Origin of the sequence: Undibacterium sp. TJN25 (genome assembly GCF_049339885.1) — a bacterium.
Lineage (GTDB): Bacteria > Pseudomonadota > Gammaproteobacteria > Burkholderiales > Burkholderiaceae_D > Undibacterium.
Window position 1 is genome coordinate 251,064 of sequence record NZ_JBMPPM010000004.1, and the last position, 24,091, is coordinate 275,154.

A 24,091-nucleotide genomic window follows, 5' to 3' on the forward strand; every position below is an offset into this window, starting at 1 on the left:
ATGACACTTAAAGATGATACCTGCGCCGGTAAACATGAAAAAACCCCGCCGGCATTGCTGCGGGCAGGGTTTTGTCTGGTCTGGATCCAGCTTATTCGAAGAACTTTTTAACCTTGTCCATCCAGGTCTTGCTCTGCGGATTGTGCTTGGAGCCGCCTTCCACCGTCAGCCGCTCAAAATCGCGCAGCAGGTCTTTTTGCTTGTCGGTCAGTTTGACCGGCGTCTCGATGACCACATGGCAGAACAGATCGCCTGCGTAGCCTGAACGCACGCCTTTGACACCCTTGCTGCGCAGACGGAACGTCTTGCCGGTCTGCGTGCCTTCCGGCACAGTGAAAGAAGCCTTGCCGCTTAACGTAGGCACTTCTATCTCACCGCCCAATGCCGCCTTGACAAAGGAAATCGGTATTTCGCAATGCAAGTCATCGCCATCACGCTGGAACACAGGATGCTGCTGGATGTGAATTTCCACGTACAGGTCACCTGGAGGGCCGCCATTGACACCCGGCTCGCCGTTGCCCGATGAACGGATACGCATGCCGTCATCGATACCTGCGGGAATTTTGACTTCTAGCGTCTTGTTGCGCTTGATACGTCCCATGCCGGAACAGGTCGGGCATGGTTCCGGAATGATCTTGCCGGTGCCGTGGCACTTGGGGCAGGCCTGCTGAATGCTGAACAAGCCCTGCTGCATCCGCACCTGGCCGTGGCCGCCGCACGTGGTACAGGTAACCGGCGATGTACCGGGCTTGGCGCCGGAGCCATGGCAAGTTTCGCACTCGTCGTAGGAAGGAACGCGGATCGTGGTGTCAAAACCGTTGGCCGCCTGTTCCAGCGAAATTTCCAGGTTGTAGCGCAAATCGGCGCCACGGTACACCTGTGGGCCGCCCCCACGGTTGCGGCCACCGCCGAAGATATCGCCGAAGATATCGCCAAAAGCATCGGCGAAACCGCCCGCGCCGCCGCCACCACCACCGCCGCCCATATTGGGATCGACGCCGGCATGGCCGTAACGGTCATATGCCTCGCGTTTTTTCGGATCGGAAAGCATCTCGTAAGCCTCTTTGGCTTCCTTGAATTTTTCCTCGGCACCCTTGCTATCCGGATTGCGGTCCGGATGATGCTTCATTGCCAGCTTGCGATAAGCCTTTTTGATTTCGTCATCCGCGGCGTTCTTGCCGACGCCCAGAATCTCGTAAAAATCACGCTTCGCCATCTCGATTACACCTTGTTTTTTATAAGCAAAAACGCCGAGCAGGGCGTCGTATGAACGAGCGACCTACCCGGCGAGTCTTGGCGGAGGGTAATACAGCAAGTCCTGATGCAAATGCTGCGCTGCCGCCGGACTATCGTTTATTTGTCTTTGACTTCTTTGAAATCTGCATCTACCACATCGTCATCCTTGGGTTTGGATTCCGATGCGCCGGATGCACCTGCTCCGCCTGCCTGGCCAGCTGCCTGCTGAGCCTGCATGTCGGCATAGACTTTTTCGCCCAATTTTTGCGATGCAGTAGACAGCGCCGCCAGCTTGGTGTCGATGTCCACTTTGTCGCCATTCTTCAGCGACTCTTCCAGATCCTTGATTGCAGCTTCGATTTTCTCTTTTTCACCGGCTTCCAGCTTGTCGCCATGCTCGGCCAGCGCCTTGCGTGTGGAATGGGTCAGCGCATCGCCCTGGTTACGGGACTCGGCCAGTTCCTTGACCTTTTTGTCTTCTTCCGCATTCAGTTCGGCGTCTTTCACCATCTTCTGGATTTCATCTTCGGTCAAGCCTGAGTTGGCTTTGATCGTGATCTTGTTTTCCTTGCCGGTGGCCTTGTCTTTTGCGCCCACATGCAAAATACCATTGGCATCGATATCGAAAGTCACTTCAATCTGCGGCGTGCCGCGTGCTGATGGCGGGATGCCTTCCAGATTGAATTCGCCCAGGCCTTTGTTGCCGGCGGCGATTTCACGCTCACCCTGATAGACCTTGATGGTCACCGCAGGCTGGTTATCGTCCGCAGTCGAAAAGACCTGGCTGAACTTGGTCGGGATCGTCGTATTTTTCTGAATCATCTTGGTCATGACGCCGCCCAGGGTTTCAATACCCAGGGACAAAGGAGTCACGTCCAGCAACAGCAGATCCTTGCGTTCGCCGGACAATACCGAGCCCTGGATCGCCGCACCCACCGCCACTGCTTCATCCGGATTCACGTCCTTGCGCGGGTCCTTGCCAAAGAACTCTTTCACCAGTTCCTGCACTTTAGGCATGCGTGTCATACCGCCGACCAGGATGATATCGTCGATATCGGTCACTTTGACACCGGCGTCCTTGATTGCAGTGCGGCAAGGTTCTATCGTTTTCTTGATCAGTTCTTCCACCAGCGCTTCCAGCTTGGCGCGGGTGATTTTCAGGTTCAAGTGGACAGGTGCGCCATTGGCCATTGCAATATAGGGCTCATTGATCTCGGTCTGCTGCGAGCTGGACAATTCGATTTTCGCGCGCTCGGCGGATGCCTTGATACGCTGCAGCGCAATGGGATCCTTCGACAGGTCCAGACCATTGATCTTCTTGAACTCATCAATGATGAAGTCAATGATGCGCTGATCGAAATCTTCGCCGCCGAGGAAAGTATCGCCGTTGGTGGACAGCACTTCAAACTGCTTCTCGCCATCTACGTCGGCAATTTCAATGATGGATACGTCGAAAGTACCGCCGCCCAGGTCATATACCGCAATCTTGCGGTCGCCTTTTTCAGCCTTGTCCAGGCCAAACGCCAACGCAGCCGCTGTTGGCTCGTTGATGATGCGCTTTACGTCCAGACCGGCGATACGGCCTGCGTCTTTGGTCGCCTGGCGTTGCGCATCGTTGAAATAAGCAGGAACGGTAATGACCGCTTCAGTCACCTCTTCGCCGAGATAGTCCTCAGCGGTTTTTTTCATTTTACGCAGCACTTCCGCAGAAATTTGCGGCGGAGCCAGTTTTTTGTCGCGCACACTGATCCATGCATCGCCGTTATCGGCTTTGCTGATGCTGTAAGGCATCATGGAAATATCTTTTTGTACTTCTTTTTCTTCAAACTTGCGCCCGATCAGGCGTTTTACTGCGTACAGCGTGTTCTTCGGATTGGTTACCGCCTGGCGCTTGGCGGATGCGCCCACCAGAATTTCACCGTCTTCCTGATACGCAATAATGGAAGGGGTAGTGCGCGCGCCTTCAGCGTTTTCAATTACCTTGGGCTGGCCATTTTCCATCACTGCGACGCAGGAGTTGGTTGTACCCAAGTCAATACCGATCATTTTTCCCATGATAGTTCCTTTTAATTCTTCAATTTTTGAGTGGTTTTTTTAAACTAAACAAGCCCGAAAGCTTAATGATCCAGATATAGGGCAAAAACCCTGCTTTTCAAGCGGTTTTTGCCCAATTTTGCATCATTTCCTATCATTTACCTTGCGCGACGGTCACCAGGGCCGGACGCAGCAAGCGGTCGGCGATGGAATATCCTTTTTGCAATACGGTAACGATAGTATTCGCTTCCTGATCGGCTGGCTCCATGGAAATAGCCTGGTGTTTCATTGGGTCCAGCTTGTCGCCTTTTTGCGGACTAATTTCAATCAGGCGATTTTTTTCAAATGCAGAGCTAAGCTGACGCAAGGTCATTTCAACCCCTTCTTTCAACGACTCTATCGATGGCGTTTCCACTTTCAGCGCCATTTCGAGACTATCTTTTACCGGCACCATGGCCTCTGCGAAACCTTCAATGGCGAATTTATGCGCCTTGGAAATGTCTTCCTGGGCACGGCGGCGAATATTCTCGCCTTCCGCTTTGGCGCGCATAAATGCATCCTGCAACTCCGATACCTTGGCTTCCAATACGGCAACGGCATCAACCGCCGTTGCGTCCGCAACCGGCGGAACGCCTGTAGCAGCGTCGGCTGTTGCATCTGTTGCGTTTGTATTTGTAACAATTTGTTCGGCAGTATTTGGTGTTTCCGCCTGTTTTTCTTGCTCTTGCATTCAATACCTCCAACGATCAATACGATACCATTCGTGAAATGGGGGGGTAACCATGCCATTTCAAGGGGTATATGTGAACTTTTGCAAAGAAAGCAGATCTGACATCAATTAATTAACAATAAATTAATTAATGTTGCACTGCATCCTGAGACGTTTCGTTACAAAATAGGCATGCCCTTTACTGGCAAACCAAACAAAACAATCTACCATAAAGGTAGGCGAAATTAACCCAAATGCAGTAAAGCACTATCCCACTCATCGAACACCACATCGTACGTGGAGAATCCACATGAAACTTTCCCTGATAACCCTGATCGTTTTTGCCTATACCGTAATGACGGTAGCGTGGATCTGTTACACACAGACCAGCGGCAGCTGAGCAGTAGTTACCCGGCAATTTGACTACCTCGGGCGGCATCGCCGCCTGTTTATTTTTTCACATTATTTTTTCTCATCAAAAAATTGATGCCGAATTTATCTGCCAGCAGGTAAATTGCCTCGGCTATCCCCTCTTCTCGCGTAAAATTGCTGCTTTCAATGGTGATTTAATCGAAACGGGATAGCGGAATGATATTCGTTACAGGCGGAGCAGGTTTCATTGGGGCTAATTTTGTACTGGACTGGATTGCACAGAGCGAAGAGTCTGTCATCAATTACGACAAGCTGACTTATGCCGGCAATCTGAATAATCTGGCCAGCATCAAACAGGATGCGCGCCATATTTTTGTGCAGGGCGACATACTCGACACAGCCAAGATCAGCCAGCTGTTTGCAGAGCACAAACCCCGGGCGATTGTCCATTTTGCCGCCGAAAGCCATGTGGACCGTTCCATCCACGGCCCTGCCGCCTTCGTCAATACCAATGTCAACGGCACCTTCAGCCTGCTGGAGGCCGCACGCGCCTACTGGGGAGGACTGGCCGAGCCTGAGCGCAGCAGCTTCCGTTTCCTGCACGTATCCACTGACGAGGTATATGGCACGCTGACGGCGGAAGATCCGCCCTTCAGCGAAACCACCGCTTACGCGCCCAATAGCCCTTATTCCGCGTCAAAAGCGGCATCGGACCATCTGGTGCGTTCTTATCACCATACCTACGGCCTGCCGACGCTGACGACCAATTGCTCCAATAATTACGGTCCCTACCATTTCCCGGAAAAACTGATTCCGCTGATGATCACCAACGCCAGGGCAGGCAAGGACCTGCCGGTCTATGGCGATGGCCAGCAGGTACGCGACTGGCTATATGTGAACGACCACTGCACCGCAATACGCCGCGTGCTGGAAGCCGGCAAGCCCGGCGAGACCTATAACATCGGCGGCTGGAATGAAAAAACCAATCTCAGTGTCGTGCATACCTTGTGCGACCTGCTGGACCAGTTGCAGCCGAAGGCCAAGGGCAGCTACCGCGACCAGATCAAATATGTCACCGACAGGCCCGGCCATGACAGGCGCTATGCCATCGACGCCCGCAAGATAGAGCGCGAACTGGGCTGGAAACCGGCGGAAACCTTCGAGACCGGCCTGCGCAAGACCGTTGCGTGGTATCTGGCCAATGACGAATGGGTGGCCCAGGTGCAATCGGGCGATTATCTGAAGTGGGTGGATCTGCAGTATTCCGGCAATAAGAACAGCAATTAAAACAGGAGCAGGCATGACTCAAGAAATTACTACTCGTAAGGGCATTATCCTGGCTGGCGGTTCCGGCACCCGCCTGTATCCGGTGACGCAGGCCATTTCCAAGCAATTGCTGCCCGTGTACGACAAGCCGATGATCTATTATCCGCTGACTACGCTGATGCTGGCCGGCATGCGCGAAATCCTGATCATTTCCACCCCGCAGGACACGCCTCGGTTTAAGGAATTGCTGGGCGATGGCTCGCAGTGGGGCATAGAACTGTCGTACGCCGTACAACCGTCCCCGGACGGACTGGCGCAGGCCTTCATCATCGGCCGCGAATTTGTCGGCGATTCACCGTCCGCGCTGATCCTGGGCGACAATGTGTATTACGGCCATGAATTCGAAGCCAAACTGAAGGCCGCCAACAATCACGCCGTCGGCGCCACCGTTTTTGCCTATCACGTGCACGATCCGGAACGCTATGGCGTCGTCGAATTCGATGAACGCCGGCAAGCGATCAGCATAGAAGAAAAACCGACCAAGCCGAAGTCCAATTATGCAGTGACCGGCCTGTACTTCTACGACCAGCAAGTCTGCGATATCGCCACCAATATCAAACCGTCGGCGCGAGGCGAACTGGAAATTACCGACGTCAACAATGTCTATCTGCAGCAATCCCAGCTCAACGTGGAGTTGATGGGCCGCGGCATGGCGTGGCTGGATACCGGCACGCATGAGTCGTTGCTGGAGGCCAGCCAGTTCATCGCAACCATAGAAAAACGCCAGGGCCTGAAAGTGGCCTGCCCGGAAGAAATCGCCTACCGGCGCGGCTATATCAATGACGCCCAGTTGGAAAAGCTGGCGCAGCCGCTGAAGAAAAACGAATACGGCATGTACCTGTTGCAACTGCTGCATTCCAAAGCCTACTAAGACAATAACCAGCAAACAAGAAGCAACCCGGAATTCTGGAGAAACAAGAAATGAATGTGATTGCTACGGAACTACCTGAAGTATTGATACTGGAGCCGCGCGTTTTCGGCGACGACAGGGGCTTTTTTTATGAAAGCTTCAACCAGAAGAAATTCCAGGAATTGACAGGAGTAGACGCGGAATTCGTGCAGGACAACCACTCGATGTCCGCCAGGAACGTGCTGCGCGGCCTGCACTACCAGATCCAGCAAACACAGGGCAAGCTGGTGCGCGCCACCGTCGGCGAGGTCTATGACGTAGTCGTGGATTTGCGCAAAAGTTCGCCGCGCTTCGGCAAGTGGGTAGGATTGACGCTGTCCGCTGACAACAAGCGCATGCTGTGGGTGCCGCCCGGTTTCGCGCATGGCTTCGTCGTCACCAGCGACAAGGCAGAGTTTTTGTACAAGACCACCGACTACTGGGCGCCTGAACATGAACGCTGCCTGATGTGGAACGACCCCACGGTAGGTGTGCAATGGCCGGACAATCTGGCTCCTATTTTGTCGGCCAAGGACGAGCAAGGCAAATCGCTGCATGAGGCCGAGGTATTTGCATGAAAATACTGCTGACCGGAACCAGCGGACAAGTCGGCAATGCGCTGCGGGAAACGCTGCGGGGCTTGGGAGAATTGGTCATTGCAGACCGTTCGCAAATGGACCTGGGCAAACCGGAGCAGATACGTTCCTTCATCCGTTCCGTCCAGCCTACGCTGATCGTTAACCCAGCGGCCTATACCGCAGTGGACAAGGCCGAGAGCGAAACTACACTGGCGCAAAGCATCAATGGCGATGCCCCGGGCATCATCGCGGAAGAAGCTGCCAGGCTGGGCGCAGCGCTGATCCATTACTCCACCGACTACGTGTTCGACGGCAGCAAACGCGAGGCCGACGGCAAGCTGGCCGCCTACACAGAGCAGGATGCACCGAATCCGGCCAATGTCTATGGCAAAACCAAACTGGCAGGCGAGCAGGCGATTGCCGCCAGCGGCTGCGCGCACCTGATTTTCCGCACCAGCTGGGTATATTCGAGGTTCGGCCAGAATTTCCTGCTGACGATGCTGCGCTTGGCAAATGAGCGCGATGCCTTGAAAATCGTCAATGACCAATGGGGCGCGCCGACGTGGGCAGGCTGGATCGCCCAGGCCACTGCAGATATCGTGCGTCGCCTGCAAACCGGCAGCCGTGATGCTTCAGCGCTGGACCTGGATATCTGGCATGAGCATAGCGGCATTTACAATATGAGCACACTGGGCTATACCAACTGGTGCGAATTTGCCCGCGCCATCATAGGCCATGCGGAAACACTGGGCTTGCTACACAAGGCCATGCCCAGCATCACCGGCATTCCCTCATCCGAATACCCGGTCGCCGCAACGCGCCCGCATAATTCCACACTGTCCATGGACCTGCTCGCCAGCCGCTTCCAGGTGCATCCGCCGCAATGGGAAGATGCAATGAAGGCCTGTATGGAAAACGCAGGCACAGTCAACGCGGCCTAGTATCCAGTGCGCCTGCCGGTTTCAAGTCAGGCGCCGGGTCAGCGCGACTACCACCGCCCTGACGGCAACGCTACTGCCCCTCCCTGAAATCATGCAATGACTTACTGCTCCCTGACGAATATCCCGGTGCCGGCAATTGCACTTTACGTGCCCACTGCCGCGGCGCCGAAAGCCTATACATGAGCCTGGTACGCACCAGCCTGCTAAATGCCATCGCCGTGGGCGTGCGTATGCTGACCATGCTCGGCCTGAGCAAGCTGCTTGCCGTCTATGTCGGCCCAGCCGGCTATGCCGTCATAGGCCAGTTCCAGAACGCGGTGACGATGATACTGTCCTTCGCCAGCGGCGCCATCAACACCGGCGTTACCAAATATACGGCCCAGTATCACGAAGACACGGCGATGCAGCACAGGCTGTGGCGCACCGCCGGCCTGATTTCTTTTTGTACTGCCATCACCGCATCGGTGCTGATTGCCGTTTTCAACCGCCCGCTCGCGCTCGCGGTGCTGAAAGATGCAGGCCTGGGAAGTGTCTTCCTGTGGCTGGCCGCCTGCCTGTCGCTCTTTGTACTGAACACGCTGCTGCTGGCGATCCTGAACGGCAAAAAAGCAGTATCGAGCTATGTTACTGCCAACATCGCCACCAGCATCGTCACGCTGCTGGCAACCTGGGCGCTGGCCAGCGCCTGGGGCCTGTACGGGGCGCTGGTGGCGCTGGCGATTAACCAGTCTGTCGTGGCTTTCGTCACGCTGGCGCTGTGCCTGCGCTCGGGCTGGTTCAACCTGTCCATGCTGTTCGGTAAACTGGATCCCGGCATCGCGCGCCAGCTGGCCGCCTTCGCGCTGATGGCGATTGTCACCGCAGTCGCGGTGCCCTTAAGCCAGTTGCTGATCCGCAACCACCTGGTGCATGATTTCGGCTGGGATGCGGCCGGATACTGGCAGGCCGTGACCCGCATCAGCGACATGTACCTGATGCTGATCACGACAACCCTGACCGTATATTACCTGCCGCGGCTGTCGGAGATAAAGGACGGGGCCGAGCTGAAAAAGGAAATCCGCCGTGTCTACCGCTTCGTGCTGCCGATAACGGTGCTGGGCGCGGCCTCGGTCTATCTGCTGCGCAACTGGGTCATACAGCTGGTATTTACTGCCGATTTTGCACCCATGCTGGATCTGCTGGCGTGGCAGTTGACCGGCGACGTAATCAAGATCGGCAGCTGGGTGCTGGGTTTTGTCATGCTGGGACGCGCGATGACCAAGGAGTATATCATTACCGAACTGGTTTTCAGCCTGTCGCTAGTGCTACTGACCTACTGGCTGACCCCGATGTTCGGCCTGAAAGGCTCCGTGCTGGCATTCGCGCTCAATTATCTGCTGTACTGGATATGCATCGCTGCCATACTCCATAAAACGGACTATCAATAAAGTATGAGCCTTTCCGCTTTCATCCAGCGCTCAATAGACGCCATCGCCGGCGCCAGACATCTGGACCAGGCGATCTCGATGTCCCGCTTCCTGGGCGACCTGTTGTGGAAAAACAGCGTGGGCCAGTACGAGCTGGCGCAGCTGGAATCCTTGCTGCTGCAACAATACGGAGGCGAGTTCCAGCCTGCAGGAATACCCGCGCGCCGCTGTGAATATCTGCACGTGCTGACCAAGGCCTACGATACCGGCGGACATACGCGCGTCGTAGAGCATCTGCTGTCCTCGTCAGCGCTGGCAGAAGCCGGCGTCTTCATTACGGAGACAATACAGCCGAATGCCCTGCGCAAACTGTCCAGGGCAAGATATGGCTGCGCGCTATCGCCCAAACAGGCAGGCAGCAGGCAAAGAATCCAGCACATGATTGATGTGTTTGCACAGCATGCAAGCATCATCCTGCATATCCATCCCTACGATATTGAAGCCGTACTGGCGGCAGCGCTGGCGGGCAAGTTTTTCGGCGTGAAGGTGCTTCTCTATAATCACGCAGACCACGTATTTTCTTACGGCCATGGAATTGCGGACAGGGTGCTGGAAGTCAGCTATTTCGGCTGGTCGCTGCGCACACGCCGCAACATACAGTACAAGTCGGTGTTTGCCGGCATTCCACTGAAGCTGCCCGAACAGAGAATCGCCAGTGAATCTGCCGGTAGCAGCCAGGCCTACCTTGCATCGGCGGGAACCGCCTACAAATATAAGCCAAACGACGGATTTTCCTTCCCACAATTTGTACAGAAGTTTGCCAAGGTACGTAATAACCGGCTGGTGCTGATCGGGCCCCGGCTTGCATCCAACTGGTGGTGGTGGAAAACCTGGCTGAAACTGAGGTCCAGGGTGGAATTCCATGCCAGGATGCCGCACGACAAGTATCTGGATTTCCTCCGCCAGGCGACAGCGTATGTAGACAGCTTTCCGCTGACAGGGGGAACCGCATTTCCGGAGATATTCAGCCTGGGAGTGCCCAGCTTCGGTGTGCTGACAGGGTCGCATGGCTACTCGCCCGCTGACCAGTTGAAATCGGCCGATGTAAAGGCGCTGGTCAGGGATCTGGCGGATTTTCTTGCGGTGCAGCAAAGAAAAGGCGTTGAAACAGCAGCAATACTTGCACAAATACATGATGCGCATAGTATAGAAAACGTTGCCGACAGGATCAGTTATGCCTATGATCTCAACAAAGGTGAAAAACAACCTCCCTGGCAAAATCCAGGCACTATAGATCCTTGTTTTTATGAGAAAATCTGGATGTCAGGCAATGGCGCCGGTATGCCTGTGCATACCCTGCCATCGTTCAAACTCATGTGGCTGTTTTTGGTTTACTGGAAGCAGGTGCGCTTCGGGAAAAAAAGCGATCCCCGCTCGCCTGCTTAAGCCCTCTGGGGCTAATGCTTTTGTTTACCCGCTCTAAGGATAGCATTTCAATATGATTCATGTTGCCATCGTCAGTCACGGCCACGAGGACCTGCTGATTGCAAGCCGCCTCGGCGGCCTGCAAAATGCCGGCCCCTGCATGAGAGTATGGGTAAAAGACAACAAGCCCAGCAAAGGGCTGCGCGCATTTTGCGCCCAGCACGGCATTACCTATAGCGATGCAAAGCCCGGCATGGGCTTTGGCGATAATAACAATTTCCTGTATGAGCTGGTGCGCAGCGAATTCGGCTTCAAGCCCGGCGACACGTTTGTCGTCATGAACCCCGATATCACGATAGACCCGGAATCCATCGTCTGCCTGGCCGAGCAAATGCACAAGGACAGGTATCCGATCGCTACCATCAATCTGTACCGCGACCGCCAGTATGCAATTGCAGATTCAAATATCCGCCGCTTCCCCGACGTTTTCTCACTGATCCGCATGGCAGTCGTGCGCTCGCTGTCGCAGCCTTACGACAAAGCGCAGATGGACAACATTTGCCATGTGGATTGGGCATCCGGCGCTTTCCTCGCTTTTGATGCAATGCACTATTCGGCGCTGGAAGGATTCGATCCGCGCTATTTCATGTATTTCGAGGATGTGGATATCTGCTACCGCTCGCAAAAACTGCTGGGCAACGGCGTCCGCTACTATCCTTCCTTGAAAGCCACGCATACAGCGGCCCACAAGAACCGCAACCTGATTTCACAGCATGCGTCCTGGTTTTTCCGCAGCTTCCTGAAGTTTTTGTCCCGTCGTTATTTCATCTACGACCGCCAGGCGAACCTGACTTCCGCCAAGTAGTTGCCTCATGACATTATCCGTATTACTTACCGGGGCCACCGGTTTTGTCGGGCATGCCGTTGCCCAAAGCCTGCTTCAGCAATCCATCCCGCTGACCTGCGTGAGCAGGAAACCGCTAGGGCCTGAACTGGCAGGCGCGCGCACCCAAACGATTGATGACATCGGTCCCGACACCGACTGGAGTGCCAGCCTGCCTGGCATCACTACAGTGATCCACTGCGCAGCGCGCGTGCATGTCATGCAAGATAAGGCCAGCGATCCGCTAGCGGCATTCCGGCTGGCCAATGTGGATGCGACACTGCAACTGGCCCGCCAGGCCGCCGCAGCCGGGGTCCGCCAGTTCATTTTCCTCAGCTCGGTCAAGGTCAATGGCGAAGAAACACCGCCCGGCGCCGCATTCACCGAGGACGCGGCACCGCAGCCTTCAGATCCTTACGGCATTTCCAAATGCGAGGCGGAACAGGCCCTGCTGGCGCTGGCAAAGACCACGTCCATGGCAGTCACCATCATACGGCCGCCGCTGGTGTACGGTCCCGGCGTCAAAGCCAATTTTCTCAGCATGATGCGCTGGGTAAAAAAAGGCTTGCCGCTACCGCTGGGCAGCATCCACAACAAGCGCAGCTTTGTCTATCTCGACAACCTGGTCAGCCTGGTGCTGGCCTGCATGGACCAGCCCGCCGCCTACAATGAAGTTTTCCTGGTGTCCGACGGCCAAGATTTGTCGACGACCGAGCTGCTGCAAAGTGCCGCACAAGCCTTCGACCTGCCCTCCCGCTTGCTACCCTTTCCCCCTGCGCTGCTGATGGCGGCGGCGGCGCTGGCCGGCAAAAAACCGGCCGCACAGCGTCTGTGCCAATCGCTGCAGGTTAACATCGGTAAAGCGCGTAGCCGGCTTGGCTGGACACCGCCGTTTAACGTTCGCCAGGGCTTGCAAGCAACCGCCCGGCATCTGACCAGACATTAAGCCAGTGATTATTCGACCATGCTGAAACGATTTTTTGACCTGTTGCTGGCGCTGGCTGCGGCCTGCGTGCTGATTTTGCCGGTTGCCATTGTCGCTGCCTGCGTCAAGCTGACATCTACCGGACCGGCGGTCTACTGGTCAGACCGCGTCGGGCGCTACAACACCCTATTCCGCATGCCCAAATTCCGCACCATGCGCACCAACACACCTGCCGTGGCGACTCACCTGCTCAGCAACCCAGACCAGTATCTGACGCCCATAGGTTCCTTCCTCAGGAAAACCAGCCTCGATGAACTGCCGCAGCTGTGGAGCATCCTGAAAGGCGACATGAGTTTCGTCGGGCCGCGTCCGGCGCTGTTCAATCAGCATGATCTGATAGGCCTGCGCACCGAAAGCGGCGTGCATCAGATACCCCCTGGCCTGACAGGCTGGGCCCAGATCAATGGCAGGGACGAGCTGCCCATACCTGACAAAGTCGCCCTGGATGCGTATTATTTGCAGCATCAGTCTTTCGGACTGGATTTGCGGATACTGTTCCTGACTTTCTTTAAAGTGCTCAAGCGGGATGGTGTAACACATTAATTGCTAATTTAATAAAATGCTGCAATGCTGTTTACTTTGGTTACAAATGTAAGACATATTTAAGCAGCAACTTGTTTATTATCTGTGCCGGATGCCAGCACAGACAGCCGATAAGCTCTAATAACAATAATATTATTAATTTCGCAATGCAAACCATACTCGCGCTACCCCGATTACAAAAGCAGATCATCGCCGCTGCCGCAGACGCGATTTTTCTGCCGCTAGCCTTCGTACTGGCGATCTGGCTGCGCTATGACGGCTTCAATAGTGCACTGTTCTCGCATTACTTTTGGCTGATCGCTTCGGTTCCTTTCGTTTCCATCCCCATCTTCGTGCGGATAGGCCTGTACCGCGCCGTGATCCGCTTCATCGACCAGAAGATCGTCTATGTGGTGGTGTTCGGCGTCACGCTGTCGGTGATGGCGCTGGCCTTCATCAGTGTGATGACACACATCATGGCGCTATCGCGCGCGGTATTTTTCATTTATTGGGCTGCGGCCATCCTGTATGTGGCAGCCAGCCGCTTCCTGACCCGGTCTTACCTGCTCGGTATCAACCGCAGCGACAATGCCATCCATATTGCGATCTACGGCGCCGGCAAGGCCGGCGCGCAATTGGCCACCGCATTGCGTGCCAGCGATGAATTCGTCTGTGTCGCGTTTATCGATGACAATACCAATCTGCAAGGCTCATCCATAGGCGGCACCAAGGTTTCCAGCGTGGATAACCTGGGCAACCTGATACGCCAGCATGGCATCAAGGAGGTACTGCTGGCGATGCCGTCCATCTCCAAGATACGGCAGAAGCAGATACTCGACCAGCTGGAACCGTACAAGCTGAAAATCAAGGTCACCCCTTCCATCAAGAGCCTGATCAGCGGCGAACTCCGGGTACAGGATATCCGCGAAGTCGAGATTGAAGATCTGCTGGGCCGTGATTCAGTAGAGCCGGACGAGCGCCTGCTGTCCACCTGTATTACCGGCAAACGGGTGCTGGTGACCGGCGCCGGCGGCTCCATCGGTTCAGAACTGTGCCGCCAGATCATGCGGCAAAAACCGGCACAGCTGATCCTGTTTGAAATGTCCGAATTTGCGCTGTACTCCATAGAGCAAGAGCTCGATGCACTACGCTCTAGCCTGAACCTGGACCTGGAAATCATCCCCTTCCTGGGCAATATCCAGAACACCGCCAAGCTGGACAAGATCTTCGAGACTTACCATGTCGATACCGTCTACCACGCCGCCGCCTACAAGCATGTGCCGCTGGTAGAACACAATCCGGTGGAAGGCATACGCAACAACGTGTTCGGCACGCTGACCGTGGCCCAGGCGGCGATCCGCGCCGGCGTCAAGAATTTTGTGCTGATCTCCACCGACAAGGCAGTGCGTCCGACCAATGTCATGGGCGCCACCAAGCGGCTGGCAGAACTGATCCTGCAAGCCTGCGCGCGCGCGCAACATACGACGCGCTTCTGCATGGTGCGCTTCGGCAATGTACTGGGTTCGTCCGGCTCGGTCGTGCCGTTGTTCCGCAAACAAATCATGCAGGGCGGCCCCATTACACTGACCCACCCTGAAATTACACGCTACTTCATGACGATACCGGAAGCCGCACAGCTGGTGCTGCAGGCTGGCGCGATGGGCGAAGGCGGCGATGTTTTTGTGCTGGACATGGGCGAACCGGTGCGCATCATCGACCTGGCCAAGCGCATGGTGCATCTGAGCGGGCTGGAAGTGAAGAGCGACACGACACCCGAGGGCACGATAGAAATTCACCACGTGGGGCTGCGCCCCGGCGAAAAGCTATATGAAGAATTATTGATCGGCGACAATGTGGAAGGCACCAGCCATCCGCTGATCATGCGCGCCCAGGAAGACGAAATCCCATGGGCCCGCCTGACGCTGCTGCTGCGGCAGCTGGAATCAGCATGCGACAGCTTCGATTTGCATCAAGTGCGTTCCCTGTTGCTGGAAACAGTGGCAGAATACGAACCGCAGTGCGGCATAGAAGACTTTATTTGGCAGATCACGCATCCTGGCAGCGAAACGGCCACGGTACCGGTGGATCTGCCACGCGCAATGCTGCATTAGCCGCAAATTGATCGCATTGACAGAATTGATCTAGCAGCGGCCATAAACGAGCCGCACCCTATAACTATCCATCAAAAAAACACCATGTCCCTGATCTCACCGACCATATTCAAAGCCTACGACATCCGCGGCATCATCGACAAGACCCTGGATGCTGAAGTTGCCTACCTGATCGGCCAGGCCTTCGGCTCGGCTGCGCTGGCCAAGGGGGAAAAGACAGTGGTCATTGGCCGTGATGGGCGACTGTCCGGCCCGGAACTCGCAGCAGCCCTGGCCAAGGGCCTGCAGGCAACCGGTGTGGATGTCATCGATCTCGGCGTAGTGGCCACGCCGATGGTGTATTTCGGCACCAATGTGCTGGGCGCCAGCTCCGGCGTGATGGTGACCGGCAGCCACAATCCTCCCGACTACAACGGCTTCAAGATGGTGCTGGCCGGCGAGGCTATCTACGGCGATACGATACAGGCACTGTACCAGGCCATCCTGAACAAGGATTTCAGGCAAGGCGCGGGCGCCTACACCACGCATGATATCGCCTCCGCCTACCAGCAGCGCATCGTCGGCGACGTAAAGATCGCCCGTCCGATGAAGATCGCCATCGACTGCGGCAACGGCGTGGCCGGCGCATTTGCCGGCGACCTGTACCGCGCGATGGGCTGCGAGGTCATCGAGCTGTTCTGCGAAGTGGATGGCAATTTTCCCAACCACCATCCCGACCCCGCGCATCCGGAAAACCTGCAAGACCTGATCCGCTGCCTGCAGGAAACCGATGCCGAAATCGGCCTGGCTTTTGACGGCGACGGCGACCGCCTGGGTGTTGTTACCAAGGACGGCCAGATCATCTATCCAGACCGCCAGTTGATGCTGTTTGCCGACGATGTGCTGAAGCGCAATCCCGGCAAGGAAATCCTGTACGACGTCAAATGCACGCGCCATATTTCGGCCTGGGTCAAGGCCCGCGGCGGTGTACCGCTGATGTGGAAAACCGGCCACTCGCTGGTCAAGGCCAAGATGCGCGAAACCGGTGCGCCGCTGGGCGGCGAGATGAGCGGCCACGTCTTCTTCAAGGACCGCTGGTATGGTTTTGACGACGGCATGTATGCCGGCGCGCGCCTGCTGGAAATCCTCAGCAAGCTGCCAGACCTGACAGCCACGCTGAATGCCTTGCCGCAATCCAGCAGCACGCCGGAGCTACAACTGAAACTGGCCGAAGGCGAGAATTTCGACATCATCGCGACCATGCAGAAAAACGCCAATTTCCCCGGCGCCGATGACGTCATCACCATTGACGGCCTGCGTGTCGAATATCCGGACGGATTTGGCCTGGCGCGCTCTTCCAACACCACGCCGGTCATCGTCATGCGTTTTGAAGGCGAAACCCCTGAAGCATTGGCGCGCATACAGGCGGCAGTGAAACAGGCCATCCTGGCGGTCAAGCCGGATGCGGCAATGCCGTATTAATATTTCATCGGCGTCTGCGTGAAAATCTTGCTGGTCCGTGTATCGTCGCTGGGCGACGTGGTCCACAACATGCCTGTTGTGGATGACCTGCTGCGCCACTTTCCCGGCGCCCGGATCGACTGGGTCGTCGAAGAAGCCTACGTCAGCCTGGTCCGGCTCAATCACGGCGTGCGGCGCATCATCCCTTTTGCGCTGCGCCGCTGGCGCAAAAGCCTGTTCAGCCAAGCCACGCGCCAGGAAATAAAAAACTTCCTGGCCGCTTTGCGCAGCGAACAATACGATCTGATACTCGACACCCAGGGTTTGCTGAAGACCGGCGCCATCATGGGCATGGCCAGGATAGCCAAAGGCGGCAAGAAGGCCGGCCTGGCAAACGGCACCGAAGGGTCAGGCTATGAGGCGGCATCGCGTATCTTCCATACCCACAGCATCGTGGTCAACGTGCGCACGCATGCAGTATTGCGCGGCAGGCTGGTGGCCGCGCAAGCGGCAGGCTACACCGTGGATACGCCTGCCAGCTTTGGCATGCATGCGCCTGATACCGGCGGCACCCCGGCATGGATGCCAACCCGGGACTATGCTGTGTTTTATCACGGCACCGCGCGCGACAGCAAAAAATGGGCGCAGGATAACTGGGTAGAAACAGCAGCAACCGTCTCCGGGTACGACCTCCCCATTCTCCTCCCCTGGGGCAACCCGGCAGAGAAAAAAGAAGCAGAACAGCTGGCGGCCCGCATCCCCGGCTCCACGGTCTTGCCGCAGCTCAGCATGCTGGAAGCGGTTGCGCTATCGCAGCGCGCGGCACTGGTGATCGGCGTGGATACCGGGCTTACCCACATCGCGGCCGCGTACGAAAGGCCCACCGTGGAAATCTACTGCGATTCGCCGCGCTGGAAGACCGAGGGCAACTGGTCCCCCAATATCATCAACCTGGGCGACGCCGGCAAGCCCCCTTCAGCCGCCGAAGTACAGTCGGCGATTGTCCGCCTGCTCGGCCCGACAGCTACCGGCGAGACCGGGCTTTAAGGTATATTCCGTCATACGCGGCGGCCATCGCAAGCTGCACCGCTGAATTTTTCCGAGAAACACGATAGCCCGCATGAGCATGACCCGTAAAAACCTGGATGGCCTGGCCATCACCCTGATGTTGCTGCTCTGCGTATGCTGGGGGCTGCAGCAGGTTGCCGTCAAGCTGGCAGCCCCTATTGTCAGTTCCAGCATGCAGATAGGCTTGCGATCCGGGCTTGCCGCATTGATGGTTTATGCGCTGATCCTGGTGCGCGGCATTCCTTTTTCCCTGCGGGACGGCACGCTGCTGCCGGGCCTCGCGGCCGGCGCGCTGTTTGCGTTTGAATTCCTGTGCGTGGCCATCGGCCTCAACTTCACGTCGGCATCGCACATGTCGGTATTCCTGTATACCGCGCCGGTATTTACCGTGATCGGCCTGCATTGGCTCATTCCTTCCGAGCGCATGCATGCCAGCCAGTGGCTGGGAATAGTCTCCGCATTTGCCGGCATGGCCGTCGCTTTCTCCGGCGCCTTTGTCACCTCCAGCAAGGGCCTGGACGATCCCCATCTGGTGCACATGCTGGTCGGCGATGGACTGGGCGTGCTGGGCGGCATATTGTGGGCAGCCACCACGGTGACAATACGCAAATCCAAACTGTCGGAAGCGGAACCCACCACCACGCTGCTGTACCAGTTGGCCGGCGCCGCAGCCATCCTGCTGGCCTACGCATGTTCGCTCGGCGAATCCATGCTGATACCGGCTTCTCCCCTTGCCTGGGGCAGCATCCTGTTCCAGACCGTGGTCGTGGCGTTTGCCAGCTACCTGACCTGGTTCTGGCTGTTGCGCCACTACCTGGCATCCCGATTGTCCGTGTTTTCCTTCCTGACGCCACTGTTCGGCGTGGCGGCAGGCGTATTGTTCCTGCATGATGCGATCAGCCCGCGCTTTGCAGCCGGCGCCTGCCTGGTGCTGGCCGGCATCGTGCTCGTCAACCGCCGGCCATGAGCCCCATTTAACCGCCCTTTGACCGCCTAACGAAACCAGCCCATGCGCCTGCTCTATACTCTATTCTGGTGGCTGTCCCTGCCTATCGTGCTGGCGCGGCTGTGGGTGCGCGGCCGCCAGGAACCTGGCTACCGCCGGCACATAGGCGAACGCCTGGGTTTTTACAGCCAGCAAACGGGCAAAAAAATTATCTGGGTGCATGCGGTATCGGCCGGAGAAACTCGCGCCGCCGAACCTCTCGTGCGCGCGCTGCTGAAGCGCTATGTCGGGCACCAGATCCTGCTGACCCACATGACGCCTACCGGGCGCGCAACCGGCCAGTTGCTGTTTGCCGATGTGTCGGCCAGGGTCGTGCAAAGCTTCCTTCCCTATGACACCAACTGGATGATCAAGCGCTTCCTGCGCCATTTTGCGCCGCAGCTGTGCGTACTGATAGAAACCGAGGTCTGGCCGAACCTGATTGCACAGTGCAAAGGACACAACATCCCGGTAGCACTCGTCAATGCCAGACTGTCGGAAAAATCGCTGAAGAAAGCCCGCAGGCTCTCTGCGCTGATCCTGCCGGCAGCGCAGGCCATTCGCTGCGTTGCTGCGCAGTCCGGGCCGGATGCACAACGCCTGAAAGAACTGGGTGTGGGCAGGATGATTGTTACCGGCAACATGAAATTCGACGTCAGCCCGCCGGCACAGATGGCGGAACGCGGCGCACGCCTGCGCCGGCATTTCGGCGAGCGTCCGGTATTCCTGTGCGCCAGCACGCGCGATGGCGAGGAAGAACTGATACTGAACGCCTTTTGCGCACTGCCTGCAGAGTTGCAGCGCCAGGCATTGCTGGTCGTCACTCCCCGGCATCCGCAGCGCTTTGACCAGGTGGCGGCAATGATTGCCGCGCGGGGCTTGAAGCATGTGCGCCGTTCAGCACTGGATGCCGAAGCCGGGCAGCAAATCCTGCAGCCGGATGTACAAGTGGTGCTGGGCGACAGCATGGGTGAAATGTATATGTATTACGCGGCATGCGACGTCGCATTTATCGGCGGCAGCCTGGTTCCCCTGGGCGGACACAACCTGATCGAAGCCTGCGCGATGGCCAGACCGGTGCTGACTGGACCACATACCTTCAATTTTTCGGAAATTACCGAAGACGCCATCGCCATCGGCGCCGCCATCCGTGTCGCCGACCCGGCAGCATTGATGGCACAGGCCTTTGCACTGATCGCCGATGCCGGCAAACGGAAAACGATGGGCCATCACGCGCACGCCTTCTTCATGCAGCACCAGGGCGCGACGGAACGTACCGTGGAACTGCTGGCCGAGTGCGCCACGCTGGCATAGCATCAGCGAATACTTGCCCTCGCAGATCCTTACTGTAAGATACCAAAAAGACGGCAGCCTCTAACACGGCATGCCGTTGATGCAAGATGAAACCATAGGCATGGCGAAGCACGGACAGCAATCATGAGAAATTTCAACAAAACGGATACCGTTACCGGCAAGAATATTTACCTGCGCGCTGCGACCGGCGCCGATGCTGCTTTCGTTTTCGACATGCGCAGCAATGAAGCCAAATCGCGCTACCTGAACAAGATAGAAGGCACGGTAGCAGACCAGCAGGCCTGGCTGGAAAAGTCCTATGCCGATCCCGGCCAGTTCTACTTTGTGATCAGCTCGATAGCGGATGAGCCGCTGGGCCTGGTCCGGCTATACGACCAGCAAGGTGACAGTTTTTGCTGGGGTAGCTGGCTGATCAAGCCGGGCGCACCGTCCATGACCGCCATAGAGTCGGCGCTGCTGGTGTACCAATATGCATTGGCACAGGGTTTTACCAAGAGCCACTTCGATGTACGCATAGGCAATGACAGCGTCATTCATTTCCACCAGAAGTTTGGCGCCGTGGAAACCGGCAGGACGGACAAGGATATCTTTTTCTCCATCGATGGAGACGACATCCGCAAGTCCATGCAAAAATTCAGGAAATTCCTGCCGGCGGCGGCCGCCTGAGCTGATGCGGGGCAATGCGCAGCTTTGTTACTAAATATTGCTCAATATTGCCTAATAGAAATTAAAAATTGGATATGCTAATCTCGCTGGATTTTCCGGATACTTAAAAATCCATGCATCCGGCCCTGTTTATAGATAGCATTGATAGTCATAGCACTGACAGCATCGCTTCGGCTAGCGCTGCGAGGTAAATCAAAAATAAGGAAAGACGATGTCCGTAGACAATTGCCGCATTATTGAACTCCCTAAAATTCATGATCCCCGTGGCAACCTCACATTCATGGAATCGAACCGGCATGTGCCCTTCGATATCAAGCGGGTTTTTTACCTGTACGACGTGCCTACGGCATCGGACCGCGGCGCCCATGCGCATAAGGAACTGCACCAGTTCCTGATCTGCCTGTCCGGCAGCTTTGACGTTGCAATGGATGACGGCACGCAAAAGCGTACTGTCCACCTGAACCGTCCATGGCTGGGCCTGCATATCCCGCCGATGATCTGGGCGTCTGAAATCAATTTCGATGCGGGCTCGGTCTGCCTGGTGCTGGCGTCAGCACCGTATGATGAATCCGACTATTATCGCGACTACAACGACTATCTGGCGGCACTGGCAAAATGACTATTCCCTTCCTCGACATCCAGGCTTCCTACAAGGAATTAAAAACCGAGATCGACGCTGCCGTCCAGCGTGTGCTGGATTCCGGCTGGTACATACTCGGCGGCGAAGTGGACGCCTTTGAGCACGATTACGCCCAATACTGCGGCACCAGCCATTGCGTCAGCCTGGCCAACGGCCTGGACGCGCTGCACCTGGCGTTGCGCGCGATGGGCGTGGGCGCCGGCGATGAAGTCATCGTGCCGTCCAACACCTATATCGCTACCTGGCTGGCAGTCAGCCAGTGCGGCGCGGTTCCTGTGCCTGTGGAACCGGTCGAAGCCAGCTATAACCTCGATCCGGCACAAATAGAAGCGGCAATCACGCCGCGCACCAAGGTCATCCTCCCCGTGCATTTGTACGGGCAGCCGGCTGACTTGGCCCCTATCCTGGCAATCGCAAAAAAACACGGCCTGCGCGTGCTGGAAGATGGCGCCCAGTCGCACGGCGCCCGCTACCAGGGCCAACGCCTGGGCGGCCACGGCGATGCAGTGGCATGGAGTTTTTACCCGGGCAAGAACCTGGGCGCGCTGGGCGATGGGGGTGCAGTCACCACCAACGACCCGGAACTGGCGGATCGCATACGCGTGCTGCGCAACTACGGCTCGCGCGTGAAATACGTTAACGAGGTGCAGGGCTACAACAGCCGGCTGGACCCATTGCAGGCCGCGGCGCTATGCGTGAAATTGAAATACCTGGATGCATGGAATGCGCGCCGCACGGAAGTCGCCAGGCGGTATACCGCGAATCTGGAAAATAGCGGCCTAATCTTGCCGAAAGTGCCGGAAGGCATGGAGGCGGCGTGGCACCTGTATGTGGTGCGCGCAGAAGACAGGGAAGCTTTGCAGGCAAAACTGACCGTCGCCGGCGTGGGCAGCCTGATCCATTACCCCATTCCGCCGCACCTGCAGCAGGCTTATGCAGACGCCGGTTTTACAGCCGGGCAGTTCCCGCTGGCGGAAATTATGGCAAAGCAGGTATTGAGCCTGCCTATGGGCCCCCATCTGAGTGCAGAACAGCAGCAGGCCGTTATACAGGCAATCACCGCCTAGCAGGAAAGCCGGCGCAGCACCTGCCGGTTGGATACCCATAAAAAAAGCCACCGGAGCCCGGTGGCTTTTTTGCATATCAACATACGCTATCAACACCGAATATCAGTGCTGCAGCAATCCATTCACTTCGGCCAGGTCTTCCTCTTTCAAGGTGCCAGCAGCCGACTTCAGGCGCAAACCGTTCATGATCGTATCGTAGCGGGCCTTGGCCAGGTCGCGCTGCGTGGTGTACAGCTGCTGCTGCGCATTCAGTACGTCGATATTGATACGCACGCCAACCTGATAGCCGAGCTTGTTGGAGTCCAGCGCAGACTGGCTGGAAATTTCCGCCGCTTCCAGCGCCTTCACCTGGGCCAGGCCGCTGCTGACGCCGAAATACGACTGGCGCGCACCCTGTGCTGCTGTACGGCGAGCGAATTCCAGGTCATTGCGGGCCTTGTCTTCCAGCGCGATCGATTCACGCACGCGGCTGTCCACGCCAAAACCGGAGAAGATCGGGATATTCCACTGCACACCTATCGAATTATTCTTGGCGACGCTGTCGGTGCCTATCGTCGGCGGTATGCCGCTGTTGGAATTGCGGCCGCTGCTGACAACCAGGTCCACAGTAGGATAATGGCCGGCGCGATTACGCTGGATGTCACGCTGCGCGATTTCCACATTTACCTGCGAGGCCACCACGTTGTAGTTTTCCTTCTCGGCAGAAGCGACCCAGTCGTCGATGCGTTCAGGCTGAGGCGCGCTCAGCTGGATGCCGGGTTTCAGCAGGTTCAGTTCGCCGGCTTCCTTACCGATAATCTGCTGCAAGGCTGCGCGCTTGACCTGCAGATCGCTGACGCCCGCAAACTCCTGCGCCACCGTCAAATCGTAACGCGCCTGCGCTTCGTGTGTGTCGGTAATGGTGGATGTGCCTACTTCAAAATTGCGCTTGGCCGATGCCAGCTGTTCGGAAATCGCCACCTTTTGCGCCTGCAGCGTGGTCAGCGTGTCCTGCGCCGCCAGCACGTCGAAATAAGCCTGGGCGACACGCGTGATCAGATCCTGCTGGGACAGCGCGAACTGCGCTTCACTGACGACCAGCGATAGCTTGCCCTGCTGGTATTGCTGCCAGTTAGCCCAGCGAAACAAAGGCTGCGACAAGGTCAGCGCATACACGTTGGTGTTGCCAGTGTATTCCACACTGCCCAAGAAGGCATCGGATGACACATTGTTCCTGGCACGGGTATCGCTGCCACTGATCGCGATTGTCGGAAGTATCAGCGCGCGGCCCTGTATCGGCTTTTCCTGACCTGCAGCCAGGCTTGCACGGGCACTGCCGAATTGCGCGTCATTGAGCAGAGCATCCTTGTAGATCTGCAGCAAATCGGTCGCGCCGGCATTCAACGACAAAAAAGCGCCGGCAATCAAAACGGCAATAATGGGCTTACGCATGAAACGCTCCGAGATAAGGATTATTAATTAGATTTTTAAAACTCGACAAACGGAATCTGAAGT

Annotated in this window: 21 protein-coding genes; 17 read left to right on the plus strand and 4 right to left on the minus strand. The window is 56.7% G+C overall.

What is annotated here, in order from left to right; translation table 11 throughout:
• Positions 1-91: 91 nt before the first annotated feature.
• The 3 genes from dnaJ to grpE form a co-directional block, all read right to left on the minus strand.
• Entirely contained in the window at positions 92-1,216 is a 1,125-nt protein-coding gene (gene dnaJ / locus ACO0LO_RS11295; RefSeq protein ID WP_422964329.1) for a molecular chaperone DnaJ, read from the minus strand.
• Positions 1,217-1,353: 137 nt separating this feature from the next.
• On the minus strand, positions 1,354-3,291 hold the full coding sequence (gene dnaK, locus ACO0LO_RS11300) for a molecular chaperone DnaK (RefSeq protein WP_422964330.1): 1,938 nt from the start codon (positions 3,289-3,291) through the stop codon (positions 1,354-1,356).
• 133 nt (positions 3,292-3,424) lie between these two features.
• On the minus strand, positions 3,425-4,000 hold the full coding sequence (gene grpE, locus ACO0LO_RS11305) for a nucleotide exchange factor GrpE (RefSeq protein ID WP_422964331.1): 576 nt from the start codon (positions 3,998-4,000) through the stop codon (positions 3,425-3,427).
• Between the two features lie 567 nt (positions 4,001-4,567).
• Between grpE and rfbB the strand changes: the two genes are divergently transcribed.
• The 17 genes from rfbB to ACO0LO_RS11390 all read left to right on the plus strand — a co-directional run bounded on the left by rfbB (position 4,568) and on the right by ACO0LO_RS11390 (position 22,597).
• The gene (rfbB, locus tag ACO0LO_RS11310) at positions 4,568-5,638 is read left to right on the plus strand and encodes a dTDP-glucose 4,6-dehydratase (protein ID WP_422964332.1); all 1,071 of its coding nucleotides are present in this window, start codon (positions 4,568-4,570) and stop codon (positions 5,636-5,638) included.
• Positions 5,639-5,651: 13 nt separating this feature from the next.
• A complete protein-coding gene (rfbA, locus tag ACO0LO_RS11315; protein WP_422964333.1) occupies positions 5,652-6,548 on the plus strand; it encodes a glucose-1-phosphate thymidylyltransferase RfbA in 897 nt (298 codons plus the stop codon).
• 50 nt (positions 6,549-6,598) lie between these two features.
• Positions 6,599-7,144, plus strand: a complete 546-nt coding sequence (rfbC, locus tag ACO0LO_RS11320; protein WP_422964334.1) for a dTDP-4-dehydrorhamnose 3,5-epimerase — start codon at positions 6,599-6,601, stop codon at positions 7,142-7,144.
• The gene (gene rfbD / locus ACO0LO_RS11325) at positions 7,141-8,085 is read left to right on the plus strand and encodes a dTDP-4-dehydrorhamnose reductase (protein WP_422964335.1); all 945 of its coding nucleotides are present in this window, start codon (positions 7,141-7,143) and stop codon (positions 8,083-8,085) included. The genes rfbC and rfbD overlap by 4 nt, the downstream gene beginning before the upstream one ends.
• Before the next feature lie 179 nt (positions 8,086-8,264).
• Positions 8,265-9,512: an O-antigen translocase gene (locus tag ACO0LO_RS11330; protein ID WP_422964336.1), complete on the plus strand. Its 1,248-nt coding sequence runs from the start codon at positions 8,265-8,267 to the stop codon at positions 9,510-9,512.
• A gap of 3 nt (positions 9,513-9,515) precedes the next feature.
• On the plus strand, positions 9,516-10,937 hold the full coding sequence (locus tag ACO0LO_RS11335) for a hypothetical protein (protein ID WP_422964337.1): 1,422 nt from the start codon (positions 9,516-9,518) through the stop codon (positions 10,935-10,937).
• 52 nt (positions 10,938-10,989) lie between these two features.
• Complete coding sequence (locus ACO0LO_RS11340; protein ID WP_422964338.1) at positions 10,990-11,781, plus strand: hypothetical protein; 792 nt, start codon at positions 10,990-10,992, stop codon at positions 11,779-11,781.
• Between the two features lie 7 nt (positions 11,782-11,788).
• Positions 11,789-12,745 (plus strand): NAD-dependent epimerase/dehydratase family protein, encoded by a 957-nt coding sequence (locus ACO0LO_RS11345; protein ID WP_422964339.1) that lies wholly within the window; start codon positions 11,789-11,791, stop codon positions 12,743-12,745.
• Positions 12,746-12,766: 21 nt separating this feature from the next.
• Positions 12,767-13,327: a sugar transferase gene (locus tag ACO0LO_RS11350; RefSeq protein WP_422964700.1), complete on the plus strand. Its 561-nt coding sequence runs from the start codon at positions 12,767-12,769 to the stop codon at positions 13,325-13,327.
• 146 nt (positions 13,328-13,473) lie between these two features.
• The gene (locus tag ACO0LO_RS11355) at positions 13,474-15,417 is read left to right on the plus strand and encodes a polysaccharide biosynthesis protein (protein WP_422964340.1); all 1,944 of its coding nucleotides are present in this window, start codon (positions 13,474-13,476) and stop codon (positions 15,415-15,417) included.
• A gap of 84 nt (positions 15,418-15,501) precedes the next feature.
• Positions 15,502-16,878: a phosphomannomutase/phosphoglucomutase gene (locus tag ACO0LO_RS11360; protein WP_422964341.1), complete on the plus strand. Its 1,377-nt coding sequence runs from the start codon at positions 15,502-15,504 to the stop codon at positions 16,876-16,878.
• An 18-nt stretch (positions 16,879-16,896) separates the two neighbouring features.
• Entirely contained in the window at positions 16,897-17,904 is a 1,008-nt protein-coding gene (gene waaC / locus ACO0LO_RS11365; protein WP_422964342.1) for a lipopolysaccharide heptosyltransferase I, read from the plus strand.
• 73 nt (positions 17,905-17,977) lie between these two features.
• Positions 17,978-18,892, plus strand: coding sequence for a DMT family transporter (locus tag ACO0LO_RS11370; protein ID WP_422964343.1), 915 nt, complete (start codon positions 17,978-17,980; stop codon positions 18,890-18,892).
• Between the two features lie 42 nt (positions 18,893-18,934).
• Positions 18,935-20,224 carry a lipid IV(A) 3-deoxy-D-manno-octulosonic acid transferase gene (gene waaA / locus ACO0LO_RS11375; RefSeq protein ID WP_422964344.1) on the plus strand — a complete coding sequence of 430 codons (1,290 nt, stop codon included), beginning with the start codon at positions 18,935-18,937 and terminating at the stop codon, positions 20,222-20,224.
• A gap of 123 nt (positions 20,225-20,347) precedes the next feature.
• On the plus strand, positions 20,348-20,890 hold the full coding sequence (locus ACO0LO_RS11380) for a GNAT family N-acetyltransferase (RefSeq protein ID WP_422964345.1): 543 nt from the start codon (positions 20,348-20,350) through the stop codon (positions 20,888-20,890).
• 211 nt (positions 20,891-21,101) lie between these two features.
• Positions 21,102-21,509 carry a sugar 3,4-ketoisomerase gene (locus ACO0LO_RS11385; protein WP_422964346.1) on the plus strand — a complete coding sequence of 136 codons (408 nt, stop codon included), beginning with the start codon at positions 21,102-21,104 and terminating at the stop codon, positions 21,507-21,509.
• Complete coding sequence (locus tag ACO0LO_RS11390) at positions 21,506-22,597, plus strand: DegT/DnrJ/EryC1/StrS family aminotransferase (RefSeq protein WP_422964347.1); 1,092 nt, start codon at positions 21,506-21,508, stop codon at positions 22,595-22,597. Before ACO0LO_RS11385 ends, ACO0LO_RS11390 begins: the two co-directional genes overlap by 4 nt.
• 102 nt (positions 22,598-22,699) lie before the next feature.
• On the opposite strand, the gene ACO0LO_RS11395 is transcribed toward ACO0LO_RS11390, so the two are convergent.
• Positions 22,700-24,028 carry a TolC family outer membrane protein gene (locus ACO0LO_RS11395; RefSeq protein ID WP_422964348.1) on the minus strand — a complete coding sequence of 443 codons (1,329 nt, stop codon included), beginning with the start codon at positions 24,026-24,028 and terminating at the stop codon, positions 22,700-22,702.
• Positions 24,029-24,091: the final 63 nt, after the last annotated feature.